Here is a 12,965-nt window from a genome sequence, read left to right as displayed (position 1 = left end):
GCTTGCCCTGCGGGTCAAAGCGCCGCTTGCCATTTGCCCCCACGCTGACTACACGCAGCGGCAAAAACTCCAAATAGCGTTCTTCCATATCTGTGTCCACTGAAAAAGTAGTGGGCACATTCTGCGTTGCATCGCCTCCGCCTTCTACGTGGGCCGAATTGAGCGCTTTCGTTCTACGTCGATCCGGCTGCCGAGCGCAACGGACTCATAGCGACGCTGTCGTTCCCCCGCGACCTTCGGCTTTGGAACCTGAACGGCGAAGCGTCCAGCCGACTCGGCATCTATGATCGACTGTCGAGTCCGGACTACGAGTGGTGCCAGCAATTTGGTGCGCGTGTGCATGAAGCCATAACGCAGATCGATGTCGCGTCGAGGCCCGATGGCTTCATCTATCCATCGCGTCGCGTACGAGGCAGCGCGGCAATCGTCCTGTCTTCCGAAGCCGTCTTGTCGATGCGTACACAGATGACGCCACAGTACGTGCGCTTTGTCGGCCACCCGGTGTACGAGCAACTGCGTGACCACCCGCTGCGCGTGGCCCCGCCGGCCGTCTGAGGTCGGGCAAAATTGTTCCGAGTCTGTTGATCTGGGACCTCGGCAGGCGCTCGGATCAAAGCTCAGCAGACCAAGGATGCTGCTGCATAACTCGGAACCCGTGGAAGGCGAAAGGCCGAGGGAAGCACGACTGCGGTTATAAATACTTCCAGGTATTCAATCGTCGCGCGCGTCGGACTTGTGCCGCAGAATCGTCGGAAGCAATCTCGGCGAGTCCTGCGAGCGGTGTCGATGGCGGCAGTTTCCTAGAACACGTCTGTTACTGCAGGCGCGCCGCGCTTGCCTGCGCCGACTGCCGGCCGCTGGCTGCGAACCGCTCCAGGCGCTCACGCGCGTCCACGTGCACGTAGCGCGGCGCACGTTCAAGCTGGCTGTTCTGCCTGGCGCAGGATGGCCTCAAACGTCGGGTTCGAGTCGCCAAATGTGTTCGCGTGCGGCCCGTTGCACGCAGCGTTCGAGCGCGGCTTCGGCGCGCGCAAACACGACGACATCAGTGGCACCGTAGCCCCGCGTCCTGAACGTAACAAGTGAAGACACGGGCCGCACGAGCTCATTTTGATCAAATAAGCGCTCCCGGCTTTTCCCTTGCGAGCCACCCACGTCAGATGTTGAGCCAACGAAAGTTCATGCGCCGTACTCGCGTGCATCGACAAGGAGCATCGCTTTGAGGGGCGCACCGGTTTTCCGGACGGATGAGCGTGATGTCGAGAAAGCGTTCGTGGATGGCGCTGGCACTACCAAAGCGCTCTTTGGGCAACGCCTTCCATTGGCAGCCCGTGCGCAGTACATACACAATGGCTTCAAACACCTGGGAGCCGGCTTCGGCGGTCGTCCCGCTCCCGGCCTGCGCAGGTACTTTTTCTCTGGTGAGGGCGCACGTTGCGGGATCAGTGGCTCGACCGCTGCCAGAAAGCATCGGTCACCTCCCACGATTCGACTCGCTTCTCGGTCAAGCCTTCGCTCCAACGCCGCACTCGCTTGCGGCTCGGAACGAAGCATACCTTTATTTACGGATAAGTTCTTAGCTGATTCAATACCAGAGCGCAAGGGGCTGACAGACGCGGGTTGAATGAGCGCTTACGATTCAGCCAGTCCGCGAGTCTCCTCGGACCATGATTTCTGGGGCTTTCGCTCATGGAACTTATCCTCATCATCGTCCTTACTCATCTCACGTTCTTGTCGTTTCCGACCATCTCTGCCAACCGCCTTCCCCGGCTCACTCCGCCGCCGCTCGCGCGGTCACATGGCTTTCACCATGCTTCAGGTACTACTCGGTTGTCCGACGTGCCGTCCGCAAACACCTTGGTGCGGTGGGTGAATGAGAACGCCTCGTCGTTGAGCTATGAAGTGCAGCGAGGAATGTACCTGCACCCGACCTATGCCGTCACGCCGGATCGAGAGCCGTTGGGTGTGGTCGACGCCTGGATGTGGGCGCGCGAACCGCCCGCTGGATGCGAACGGGGAACGGGGCGGCATCAAGGAGAGTGTGCGGTGGACAGAGAGCTATGAGCGCGTCGCTGAACAGGCCGCGACGTTGCCAGCGACCCGCCTGGTCTATGTGGCGGATCGGGAAGGCGACATCGTTGCGCTGATGGAGAGGTGGAAGGTATGGAGATGCCTACACGGGCACGAAGGCGAAAGCCGGATACGGCCAAGGCAGACCTGAAGCCACCAGCAGTAAGGGCTCGGCCTTCGGGTCTATTATTTTCGAGGCCACATCCACGTTCATCTTCATTACGGCCCGATGACTCGCACGTCCCCCAAGGAGACGGACGTCGATAGGCTTCAGAGTTTTGGTTTCCCGCCACCCTGCTATCCAAGCTACGGAGCTTCTGACTTCTACCCCGGCAGGTCTATCTCCTGCTGAACACGCCAGCCTTCGCTGGACGCACACTGTGCTCCTTCGCAGGCCGTTTTTTGAGCGCCGCATCACGTTTTACCGACCCGCAAAGCCGGATCATGAAGCATGCCGGCGGCGCTTGGAGTACTCCCACAATGCCCAGGCTGCTGTCGACGACACGGCTCACATTATCGTCGCGGCCGAATTGGGTAACTGTGCTGCCGACAGCGGCCAATTGCCGATCGTTCTGGCGGCGGTCGCGCGCGACGCCGGGGCCGCCCCCCCAGGCAAGTCCTTGCCGATGCGGGCTACCGCTCGGAGGCGACGTTCGAACAATTGCGCGAGCATCCCGCCGAGCTGATCGTGGCGTCCGGACGCGAGGGCAAGAAAGAGGTGAAGGTCGATGCCCGGAAGCGCCCGCTATGCGCCATGATGGCCGACAAGTTTACTTGTGCGCAAACTCAGGCGGCCTATCGAAAGCGCAAATGGCTGTCCGAACCGCCGAATGCCTGGGTAAAGAGCGAAATGAGGGCAGTGTTGTCCCCTTCGGGACTTACGCAGGCCTCATTTTCGACATTCTGCGTAGGTTCAGCGCCGCGCAGACGAGTCTCCATTCGGCCTGGGCCTTGGCCAGTCCGCGCATGCTGAATTGTCGAAACCCGAGAACCCTTTCCCAGATTGGCTCTGCGCCGTTTTCATTATGAAAAACCATCACACTTTTCCGCGAAGACCCCTTTTCTTTAAGCTGCTCTTCGACTACTTTGATCTGAGTTGAGAGGGTTGTGACTACTGCAAGGTTGTCCTGCATTGCCAGGGCGACTTCGGCGGGGCGCCCCAACTGTTCAACGCACCGGCCGTGAGACGGCGGACCTTGGCGCGCTCAAAAGACGCGTGCCGTGATGGCGAGTCGGGATATCCTCGATCGCGAGGTGAGCGATGGCCCAATTCTTTTCGAACGCCATGGGACTGACGGAGAGTTCAATGTCGAATGCAGTCGGCGAGCATGGTATTCCTGCAGTCTGTCTGCTAAATCAGTCCCAATCGTATGGCCCGAACCGTTGCCTGGATTTTGCTTGTGGCACCGAGTTTGGGCAGAACATTATTGATATGGAAATTAACTGTCCGCTCCGCAATACATAAGATGTCTCCAATCTCGGACGCCGTTTTACCATCGGCGCTCCATTGCAAAATTTCCTTTTCTCTTGGTGTGAGAAAGACAGGCTCGCCAGAATATCCCGTAGGACGGTTGAAAGAGGACATAAGGTGATGTGTAATGGTACCAAGCCAGCATAGGTGAGTGGTCACGTCTCGAAACTCGGCAGCCGAAATGGCCGGACTCGAGCGTGCCAGCGAGAGCAAGCCGAACCCACCATTCACACCCCAGCATGACTGCGAGACGCCGGCGGTAAGCCCGACATCACGCGCCTCACTCCAAAGCGTCGGGGTCGAAGCGAACAACGCATCGTTCCACAGGATTGGGTATTGTTCTTTCTTTCCCGTTTTCACCACGGGATCAACGGCGACGTAGTTTTGCTCTATATAGCGATCCATCCATCCCTGAGGGTAGGCATTCAAAAGTTCTAGCAGTGGCTTGCGAACAGATGATGGACGCTGGAATCCGCAACATACGTATTCAAAGCCCAGCTCCTTCGCATGTGCGCTTAGATGAGAAAGAAGCTGATCAGAATCCTTCGACTCCTGAAATCTTTCAAGCAAGTCCAATCCATCCAGTCTCATGGCGTTTCCTATACTGCGGTGACTGCGAATTAGAATCTAACCGCAACGGCAAACCCTCCGTCCTGCCTGAGACGTCGTTTTATCCTCCTCCCGAGACGGCTTACGGCGCGACGATACGCTCGGTCTTGCCGTTATCACGGCACTCTAGGGTCGCCCGATACGTTCAGGATGGGGAACCACGTTCCCCTAAGCAGATCGCGCCACTTGCAGAGGCAATATCTAAGTTTCGAAGACTCGATCAGAATGCGTGGCCTTGAGCTCGGATGCTCCTGGGAGGCTGCCGATGGCGGCGGGGCCCCATATAGAGGCGAGCGCTGAGCTCTAACCGATCCAGGATACAGCGAGCCGAAGCACAGCGCTGCCAGCGGTGACACCTTATAATGTTTAAGAATAAATAGTCGGTCTGGCAGAATGGGCGAAGCCAGGCGCCGCGTGCGAATGAGGGCAAATAGAGGGTTGCGAAACTCCCAGTTTCCATATGGAATTGGTCTATCTTCTGGGAGTGAGAAGCGCCGATGAGCACACCGGATTTCTTCCGCAGCCGCCTGGACGGGATGATAGATTTGCGGCACCCACTCGCAGTGCTTGCCAAACGCATGCCATGGACGTCGATAGAAGCGACGTTGACACCGCTCTTCGAGCGACGTGCTCGCGAGGGCCGGATACGCGCGGAGATTGATCTGTTCGGCACGGCATCCAAGCTGGCCGGGGCGGGCCTGAGCGCTGCGGGACGTCCGCGCCTATCGATCCGGCTGATGGTCGGGCTGCTCTACCTGAAGCACGCATACAACGAAAGTGATGATTCCGTTTGTGAGCGCTGGGCACAAGACGTGTACTTCCAGTTTTTCCGCGGTGAGGAGTATTTTCAGCCGCGCATGCCGTGCGATCCGACCAACCTCGTGCGCTTTCGGCAGGCGCTGGGCGAAGCCGGTGTCGAGGAGTTACTCGCGACGACAATTGCGGCGGGCGTGCAAATGAAAGCGGTGAGGCCGGCCGAGTTCGAGCGCGTGATTGTCGATACGTCGGTCCAACAGAAAGCGATTGCCTATCCGACTGACAGCCGTTTGCTGGAGATTGCGCGAGGCAAGCTCGCAAAGCTCGCACAACGTGCCGGGCTGACACTGAAGCAAACGTACGAGCGAGAGGGGAAACAACTGCGTCGCCGCGCCGGTGGCTATTCGCACGCGAAACAGTTCAAGCGTCTGCGCCGGGTGCTCAAGCGTCAGCGCACGATACTCGGACGATTGCTGCGTGACATCGAGAGAAAGTTATCGGACGCGTCCACTGAGCAACAGGCATCCTTGAACATCTGGCTTGAACGCGCGTGGCGTATCTTCCGGCAGCGAGCGAAGGATAAGCACAAGCTCTACGCGCTTCACGCGCCAGAAGTAGAGTGCATCTCGAAAGGCAAGGCTCGCCGGCCCCATGAGTTTGGCGTCAAGATTAGTCTCGCGATCACGGAGAAGCAAGGCCTTATCGTCGGTGCACGCTCGTTTGCGGGCAACCCATATGACGGGCATACCTCTCGGTTCATACGGCTCTTGTCATCCAGCCGACGGCAACACTCTCAGCGTCCAGTGATACAGCATCTCCGGCGCACGCTCGGCCATCCGCCTGAGCCACTCCCGAGCCTTCGCACGACTCCGTTTAAACCGGCGGTATTTACGGGCCGCCCATTTCTCCAGAATGTCGTTGAGGTGGGCGATCACGCGCTTGCACTCGCTCATATAGAACGCTGCGTAATAGTTCCACCAACCTCTCAAGGCCGGATTGACCCGCTCGGCAATGTCTTCGATCCCAGCATCCGTCCAGCGACCGATCTTCCACTCCCGCATTTTGTCGCGGATGCGTTTCGCGGCCTTGCCGCTGAGGGCCGGACTGAAGCTGTTGAAGTATATGCCGCGCTTGCTTTTGGCCAGCCGACCACGGAAGGTGTATCCGAGAAAGTCGAAACTCGTGCTGGGATAGTCTTTCTTGCGATTCCCATCCCGGCAGCACACGATCCTCGTCTTCTCAGGATGCAATTCCAGGCCACAGGCCTTCAGACGTGCACCGATTGCCTCCTGCAACCGTCTGGCTTCGGCTTCGCTTTTACAGTGGACCAATCCATCGTCCGCATGCCGCACAAACAGCGTGCCCGGAAAGTGCCTCGCCATCCAGGTGTCAAACGCATAATGCATATAGAGATTAAAGAGTACCGGGCTGACGACACCACCCTGCGGCGTGCCCTGCGTCCGCGATACCAATTCCTGCCCCCTCATCATGGGCGCCTGCAACCAGCGTTCCACGTACAACTCCACCCATGTGCACCGGGCATGCTGCCGCACCGCTTTCAGCATGAGTTCGTGATCAACATGGTCGAACGCGCCTTTGATGTCAAATTGCAGCACCCAATCGTATTTCCAGCATCGGCCCCGGACGGCAGAAATCGCGTCCAGTGCCGACCTGGAAGGACGGTAAGCATAGGAATCCGGATGGAAGCAGGGCTCTACCTGCGCTTCAAGATAGTTGCGCACAACTGCCTGGGCAATACGGTCCGCCACAGTGGGGACGGTCAGCGCGAACTGCACAAGTGCTCAACGAGCATTTGGGATGGGCTGAGATCCGTCATCCATTTCATCCCCTCAGGGGCCAACGCTTTTCCGTGCTGAAGGCGCGCTGCGTCGCAGGCACCGAGACACTGCTTCTGCGCGATACAGAACGCGGCAGCTTTAGTATTGCGCGCGAATGGACCGACTGGGGCGCACGGTCCGTCGACGGCGAGGCCATCGCGCCCGCGTGCTACTTCGATCTGGGGATGTTGTTGGAGCTGGTAACGTTGATCAACCAGCTTGCCCCATCCATGAAGTCATCGAACAAAGGAGCTTGATCAATGCGCCTCCTTGTCCTGCTATCAGACCAGTTTTTAACGTGGTCCGCCAATGGAAGATATTCCGTCGTCCACTTTGCGCAGACGCCGAGCGCAATTGCTGAAGCAAATGCCAGCGTTAGAGACGCTCTTGCGTGGCTCGCTCATCGAACGCTACAAGCGCTGCGGCAAACCGGGCTGCAAGTGTGCAGACGGCCCCGGCCATGGTCCCAAGTACTACCTATCCGTGAGCTTTCCCGGCCGCCGGCCGCAAATGGACTATGTGCCGCAAGCCGATTACACCGACGTCGCCGAGCACCTGGCGAACTATCACCGCGTTCGCGAGATCATCGAGGAGATCTGCGAGATCAACCGCGAACTATTGCGCCGCCGCGAGGCGCTCTGAGGGGCGCAGGTGAGCCAGTCGTCGCTGTCGCTCGCCAACTTCATCGATCCGCAATCGGCCGGCGTACTCATCGCCAACAGCTCGAGGCCTGGCTCACCGCCGAGCCCGCGCTGGAGCTGACCGAGGAGACCTTCGATGAACACCAAGATCACCCCCGAACATCAAAGCAAACCGGCGTACATCTATATCCGCCAAAGTACGCTGGCCCAGGTGCGACACCATCAGGAGAGCACCGAGCGTCAATACGCATTGCGCGACAAAGCTCTGGCACTGGGTTGGCCGGAGACGGCGATCCGGGTCCTGGACCGCGATCTCGGTCAATCGGGTGCGCAGATGACGGGCCGCGAGGACTTCAAGACCCTCGTAGCGGACGTCTCGATGGGGAACGTGGGTGCTGTATTCGCACTGGAGGTTTCCCGCCTGGCACGCTCGAATCTGGACTGGCATCGCCTGCTCGAGTTGTGCGCGCTCACCCATACGCTCGTGATCGACGCCGATGGCTGCTACGATGTGGCGCGACAATCTGGATGAGAGACGCGCGACAATCAAGTTGAGAATGTCGCGGTAGGGATGATGATGCCGACGTTGATTGACGCTGACAAGCGTTTATTGATTGACGCGCGCGACAATCAAGCTGATTGTTGCTCTTCGGTCGTTAGGATTGTTATGTAACGCGTGGCGCTCTGCAGGCATTCTGGCCGCGCGACAATCAGGATGAGAATGTGGTGGCGTGCGTGATGACGCCGATGTTGATTGACGCCGGCGAGCTTCGGCTGCCAGCCGCGCGTCAATCTGGATGAGAACAGGGCGTCAGCCGGTGAGGTCGATGCCGTAACGCGTGACGATGGCTTTGAGCACGCGCGTTACGCTCTCGCGTTTGATCTCGATGAGCATCGTCGAAGTGCCGCTGGCTTCCAATGCAGCCAGTGCGTCACCGAGCATGGCCAGCAACGTAATGCGTGACGCCAGAGCTTCCTCACCAATGGCGTCAATCACGGCCCGTTTGCGCCGCAAGCGATACGCGCGTTGCCGTTGCGCTCCTGTGAGCGCGCGGGGCATCGCCATCGAACTGTCGGATGCGTCGTCACGCGTTACGCCCGTGAGCTGCGAATTGCCCGTCATTGCGGATTCTCCTGTGTGGGTAGCGCGCCTACGTTCTTTGGCGTCGCTCTACTGGCCGGGCGCCCCGGTCCCTGCTGCTTGCGTTGCAGGGCCGTACGGCGACGGTAGCTTTCGACGTTCAGCTCAAAGATGGTCGAGTGATGGACCAGCCGGTCGACGGCGGCCACCGTCATGGCCCGGTCGGGGAAGACCTTGTCCCATTCGCCAAACGGTTGATTTGCTGTTATGCAAAGAGAACGGCGCTCATATCTGGCGCTGATGAGCTCGAACAGGACCGACGTCTCGGCCTGATCCTTGCTGACATAGGCGAAATCGTCGAGGACGACCAGATCGAAGCGATCCAGCCGGTTGATGGCGGACTCCAGGGCAAGCTCGCGGCGCGCGACCTGCAACCGCTGCACGAGGTCGGTGGTCCGCGCAAACAGGACCTTCCAGCCCTTCTCCAGCAGGCTCAGTCCAATGGCCGACGACAGGTGCGACTTGCCTCCACCAGATGGCCCCAGAAGAATCAGGTTGGTGCCGTTACGCAACCAGCCGTCGCCAGCGCAAAGCGCCGAGACGTGCGCGCGGGACACCATCGGCACCGCGTCGAAATCGAAGTTCTCCAGCGTCTTGCCCGGCAGCAGCTTTGCGTCCTTGAGGTGACGTTCGACCCGGCGTCGATCGCGCTCGGCGATCTCGTGTTCAGCCAGCGCCATCAGCAGGCGTGCTGCCGGCCAGCCTTCCGTGTCGGATCGCTCGGCGAAGCTGGACCAGATCTGCTTGATGGCGGGCAGCCGCAAATCGTTGAGCAACAGCGACAGGCGGGTAGCGTCGATGTCGAGACTCATGCTGCCACCTCCGTTGCCATGTCAAGCAGGGCTTCGTAGTCGCTCAGCGCGGCGAGCTGGATGCTCACCTCCGGCATGCTGCTCGTCGGCTTCGCCTTGAAGCGCGAACACAGTGCGTCGAGATCGGGTAACTGTCCCTCGTCCAGGCACTGCTGCAGCGCCTGGGCCAGTTGGGCTTCGCAGTTGTGCTCGTGGGCCAGGCTGAGCAGTTCAACCATAGTCCTGCATGCCTGGCGCTCCGGGAGCTGTTCGAGCAGGCGATCGAAGCTCAGGCGATAGGCCTCGCGCGGAAAGACCTGATCGCGGTAGACCAGGTTGAGCAGCGCCATGGGCTTGCGGCGCAGCGCGTGGATGACGTGCCGATAGTTGATGACGTGGCCGTGCTTGCCATTGGGGCCCGCACGGCCGCGCTGCAGTGTCATCAGGGCCGTGCCGCCCAGGAACAGCTCCAGGCGGTCGTCATACAGCCGTACGCGCAGGTGATGGCCGATCAGCCGTGATGGGACGGTATAGAACACCTTGCGCAGGACGAAGCCGCAGGTGGTCGTGACGTACACGCGCGTTTCCTCGTAGTCGCACGTACGCTGGGCCGGAAGCGGTTGAAGCACTGCCCGCTCGGCCTCAATGCGTTTGCCATTACGCGCGTTGATGCGACCGACGATCTCGTCGATGAGGCGGCGATAGGAACCGAGATCGTCGAAGTCGTGACTGCCGCGCAGAAGCAACGCATCACGCACTGCGCTCTTGAGGTGGCCATGAGGGCTCTCGATCGAGCCGTTCTCGTGGGCAACGCCACGGTTGTTGCGTGTGGGCTGCATGCCGTAGTGGGGGCACAGCGCATCGTAACGCGTGGTCAGATCCTTGCGCGCATCGGCATCGAGATTGCGGAACGCCGCCGACAGGCTGTCGCTGCGGTGCTCGCGCGGCGCGCCTCCGAGTGCCCACATGGCGTTCTGCAACCCTTCAGCCAGCGCGACATAACTCTCGCCGCCGAGAATGACGTGAGCGTGCTCAAAGCCCGAGCAGGCCAGCCGGAAGTGATACAGGCGGTGGTCCAGCGCGACACCCGCCACGGTGACGCCCAGGCTGTCCATCTCGGTGAAGTCGGACAATCCGAGACGACCGGGTTCGTGTACCTGACGGAACATGACGTCACGTTCCTCGCCATGGAGTGCGCGCCAGTCGCGAATACGGCGTTCCAGTGTGCGGCGCACGTTGCCCGGGAGGTCGGGATGGCGCCGAAGCATCTCGTCCAGTACGGCTATCGGCCGGATGCCGGGAGCGGACTGGAGCAACGGCACGATCTCGATGTCAAAGATCGCGGCCAGGGGATCGGCACGGCGACGCGCGCGCGGCGCCTTCTTCTGCGATGGCAATCGCGGATCCTCTTCGATCCGATAGCCCGTGGCGGCGCTGAACCCAGCGCGCGCAGCCGCCTGGGGCGGCCCCTCCTTGAGTCTGTACTTCATATAGAGCCTCATCTGGTGGTCGTTGATGTGTCGGCCGGGCAACTCAGCCTCCCTTTGCTACATGGAAGAGCTGTTCATACCCGATTTACCGCGACCACCGACAAGGCATCCCGACGACGGGGAGCTCCTCGGCGCGGCGTTGCGGCAGCGGTTCCGGGCTACGCCCTTCACCGCTGCCGCAACGCCAGTACTCTCATCCTGATTGACGCGCTGCTCTCATCTTGTTTGACGCGCGGCAGCTACGACGCGGGCGACTTCAACGACGGCCTGATACTTGGTCTCAAAGGTACGATGGCACAGGCCGAACTGCACTTCTTGCGCGGCCGCAAGCGGTCCTCGCCATGCATCGTATGCGGCAGCAACTGGTGAAATTCTGAACGATGCAGACAGCCTACGTGGACTCCTAACCGAATATGGCGAAGTGATGGGCAAGGCTCGCAGCGCGCTGAACAAGGCGATGCCGGACGTTTTGGCTAGGTTGTCGGAGCGCCTGCCGGCAATGCTGATCGATACGCTCCGCGAGCAGTGGAAAGGCCTAACCAAGCTCGATGAGCAAATCGTTGAAATCGAACGACGGCTGCAGACTTGGATGAAGGAAGACAAGGCATCCCGGGCGATTGCTGAAATACCTGGCGTTGGTCTGTTGAGCGCGACCGCGGCTGTCGCAACCATGAGTGATCCCGGTTCGTTCAAGTCGGGCCGTGAGTTTGCCGCGTGGCTCGGCCTGGTACCCGGACAAACGGGAACTGGCGGAAAAGTTCAGCTGCTGGGTATAAGCAAGCGTGGCGACACCTATTTGCGAACGTTGCTGATCCATGGTGCGCGTAGCGTTCTATGCAATACCAAACAGCCTGGAATATGGCTCGAGCAACTGAAGAACCGGCGACCACTGAAGGTCGCGGCAGTCGCACTCGCCAACAAGATGGCACGGATCATGGGCCGTACTTGCGCACGATCGACCCTACAGCAAAGATCACGTGAGCACGAAGCCGGCTTGAGGCGTCGCTGTCTTTAACAAACAACTCTCTGATACAGGATAGCCCGTCAAAAGTTGCGTTGGCAATCACGTGTAATGACAGAACAGGTAAGACCGGGATTCGTGAAACCTGGAAATTCCAACGAGCTTCGAGCTCTTCCCTGGAATGAGGCACGAGTCAGCGGATTTCATGGGGACCCGCAGCGGCGGCATGGCTGCAACAAGGTCGCATATAGAGCTGCAACCTATCCTGCTCGTCAAAACATGAGAAAACCTGGCGCAAAAGGGGCCGTTCATATAGAGGAATTTGAGCGCAACCGGGAACGCCTGGCGCACGACAGGACCAACGGCGAACGTACCGTGCTCAGTGGTGCTGCGCGTGAAGGATTGGCGCTGCTTCAGGGACTGCTGATATGCGGCGCCTGTGGTCGGGCGTTGACCGTTCGCTACCAGGGTAACGGCGGCCTTTATCCACTGTACTTATGCAGTGCTCGCCGCCGCGAGGGGCTAGCGACCACCGATTGCATGAGCATGCGCAGCGAACTACTTGACAACGCAATTGGCGAGGCCGTACTCACCGCCCTGCAGCCAGCGGAACTCGAACTCGCCGTGACCGCCATGAGCGAACTCGAGCAACGCGATCATGCCATCATGCGCCAGTGGCACATGCGCATCGAACGCGCCGAGTATGAAGTCGCACTCGCTGAACGTCGCTACCAGGCATGCGACCCCGCCAACCGTCTGGTCGCGGGTACCCTCGAGCGGCGCTGGAATGACGCGATGCTTCGCCTCGAGGCGATCAGGACCGAAGCCGCCCAGTTCCAGAGCCAGAAGGCACGCGTCGCGACGTCCGAACAGAAAGCTCAGGTCCTCGCGCTGGCGCACAATCTGCCGCGCCTCTGGCGGGCGCCGACCACGTCGCGAAGGATCGCAAGCGCATGTTGCGACTGCTCATCCGGGACATCACGGTCGAGAAACGGTCCGCCACGAGACAAGCGGTGCTGCATATCCGCTGGCAAGGCAGCGCGTGTACTGATATCACCGTGGACTTGCCCAAGCCGGCTGCCGACGCGATACGTTACCCCGCCGCCTTCGTCGACCAGGTGCGCGAACTATCGCAGCATCCGCCTGACCGGCAAATCGTGGCGCACCTCAATCAGGAAGGTTTGCGCAGTTTTACTG

Annotated in this window: 11 protein-coding genes and 6 pseudogenes; 9 read left to right on the top strand and 8 right to left on the bottom strand. The window is 60.0% G+C overall.

Features of this window, described 5'->3' with window-relative positions; all coding sequences use genetic code 11:
* Nucleotides 1-207: 207 nt before the first annotated feature.
* The gene (locus AWB78_RS49955) at nt 208-555 is read left to right on the top strand and encodes an RES family NAD+ phosphorylase (RefSeq protein ID WP_082883604.1); all 348 of its coding nucleotides are present in this window, start codon (nt 208-210) and stop codon (nt 553-555) included.
* Nucleotides 556-1,258: 703 nt separating this feature from the next.
* Here the strand turns inward: AWB78_RS49955 and AWB78_RS44495 are convergent.
* A pseudogene (locus AWB78_RS44495) lies at nt 1,259-1,508 on the bottom strand (transposase); the annotation flags it as partial.
* A gap of 382 nt (nt 1,509-1,890) precedes the next feature.
* Between AWB78_RS44495 and AWB78_RS48880 the strand changes: the two are divergent.
* Nucleotides 1,891-2,155 (top strand): annotated as a pseudogene (locus tag AWB78_RS48880) (IS4 family transposase); the annotation flags it as partial.
* 793 nt (nt 2,156-2,948) lie between these two features.
* Here the strand turns inward: AWB78_RS48880 and AWB78_RS49950 are convergent.
* Both AWB78_RS49950 and AWB78_RS44480 read right to left on the bottom strand, forming a co-directional pair.
* On the bottom strand, nt 2,949-3,038 hold the full coding sequence (locus tag AWB78_RS49950) for a hypothetical protein (RefSeq protein WP_374729521.1): 90 nt from the start codon (nt 3,036-3,038) through the stop codon (nt 2,949-2,951).
* Nucleotides 3,039-3,421: 383 nt separating this feature from the next.
* Nucleotides 3,422-4,132, bottom strand: coding sequence for an autoinducer binding domain-containing protein (locus AWB78_RS44480; RefSeq protein ID WP_074173670.1), 711 nt, complete (start codon nt 4,130-4,132; stop codon nt 3,422-3,424).
* 515 nt (nt 4,133-4,647) lie between these two features.
* Between AWB78_RS44480 and AWB78_RS39300 the strand changes: the two are divergent.
* Nucleotides 4,648-5,655: pseudogene (locus AWB78_RS39300) on the top strand (IS5 family transposase); the annotation flags it as partial.
* 21 nt (nt 5,656-5,676) lie between these two features.
* Here AWB78_RS39300 and AWB78_RS49945 read toward each other — a convergent pair.
* Nucleotides 5,677-6,648 carry a reverse transcriptase domain-containing protein gene (locus AWB78_RS49945; RefSeq protein WP_374729520.1) on the bottom strand — a complete coding sequence of 324 codons (972 nt, stop codon included), beginning with the start codon at nt 6,646-6,648 and terminating at the stop codon, nt 5,677-5,679.
* 128 nt (nt 6,649-6,776) lie between these two features.
* Between AWB78_RS49945 and AWB78_RS39295 the strand changes: the two genes are divergently transcribed.
* From AWB78_RS39295 to AWB78_RS39285, 3 genes are all read left to right on the top strand, one after another.
* A complete protein-coding gene (locus tag AWB78_RS39295) occupies nt 6,777-7,001 on the top strand; it encodes a DUF5372 family protein (RefSeq protein WP_232478062.1) in 225 nt (74 codons plus the stop codon).
* A 52-nt stretch (nt 7,002-7,053) separates the two neighbouring features.
* The gene (locus AWB78_RS39290; protein WP_012406689.1) at nt 7,054-7,386 is read left to right on the top strand and encodes a DUF6788 family protein; all 333 of its coding nucleotides are present in this window, start codon (nt 7,054-7,056) and stop codon (nt 7,384-7,386) included.
* Nucleotides 7,387-7,521: 135 nt separating this feature from the next.
* Nucleotides 7,522-7,917, top strand: coding sequence for a recombinase family protein (locus AWB78_RS39285; protein WP_082883603.1), 396 nt, complete (start codon nt 7,522-7,524; stop codon nt 7,915-7,917).
* A gap of 279 nt (nt 7,918-8,196) precedes the next feature.
* Here AWB78_RS39285 and AWB78_RS39280 read toward each other — a convergent pair whose 3' ends face one another.
* From AWB78_RS39280 to istA, 3 genes are read right to left on the bottom strand one after another with little or no spacing between them, the layout of a single operon-like run.
* Nucleotides 8,197-8,508 (bottom strand): hypothetical protein, encoded by a 312-nt coding sequence (locus tag AWB78_RS39280; protein WP_062612229.1) that lies wholly within the window; start codon nt 8,506-8,508, stop codon nt 8,197-8,199.
* Nucleotides 8,505-9,338 carry an IS21-like element helper ATPase IstB gene (gene istB, locus AWB78_RS39275; RefSeq protein ID WP_062612227.1) on the bottom strand — a complete coding sequence of 278 codons (834 nt, stop codon included), beginning with the start codon at nt 9,336-9,338 and terminating at the stop codon, nt 8,505-8,507. Before istB ends, AWB78_RS39280 begins: the two co-directional genes overlap by 4 nt.
* Entirely contained in the window at nt 9,335-10,849 is a 1,515-nt protein-coding gene (istA, locus tag AWB78_RS39270; protein WP_074173668.1) for an IS21 family transposase, read from the bottom strand. Before istA ends, istB begins: the two co-directional genes overlap by 4 nt.
* A gap of 284 nt (nt 10,850-11,133) precedes the next feature.
* On the opposite strand from istA, the pseudogene AWB78_RS45535 reads away from it, so the two are divergent.
* Together AWB78_RS45535 and AWB78_RS49610 are read left to right on the top strand one after the other, a co-directional pair.
* A pseudogene (locus AWB78_RS45535) lies at nt 11,134-11,805 on the top strand (IS110 family RNA-guided transposase); the annotation flags it as partial.
* Between the two features lie 74 nt (nt 11,806-11,879).
* Nucleotides 11,880-12,296, top strand: a pseudogene (locus AWB78_RS49610) (recombinase zinc ribbon domain-containing protein); the annotation flags it as partial.
* 30 nt (nt 12,297-12,326) lie between these two features.
* Here AWB78_RS49610 and AWB78_RS48870 read toward each other — a convergent pair.
* Entirely contained in the window at nt 12,327-12,668 is a 342-nt protein-coding gene (locus AWB78_RS48870; protein ID WP_232478063.1) for a hypothetical protein, read from the bottom strand.
* Nucleotides 12,669-12,721: 53 nt separating this feature from the next.
* On the opposite strand from AWB78_RS48870, the pseudogene AWB78_RS48865 reads away from it, so the two are divergent.
* A pseudogene (locus tag AWB78_RS48865) lies at nt 12,722-12,965 on the top strand (recombinase family protein); the annotation flags it as partial.

It is taken from the genome of Caballeronia calidae (assembly GCF_900044055.2).
Taxonomy (GTDB): domain Bacteria; phylum Pseudomonadota; class Gammaproteobacteria; order Burkholderiales; family Burkholderiaceae; genus Caballeronia; species Caballeronia calidae.
Note: the sequence above shows the minus strand (reverse complement) of the source record. Positions and strands in the feature narration are given on the sequence as shown.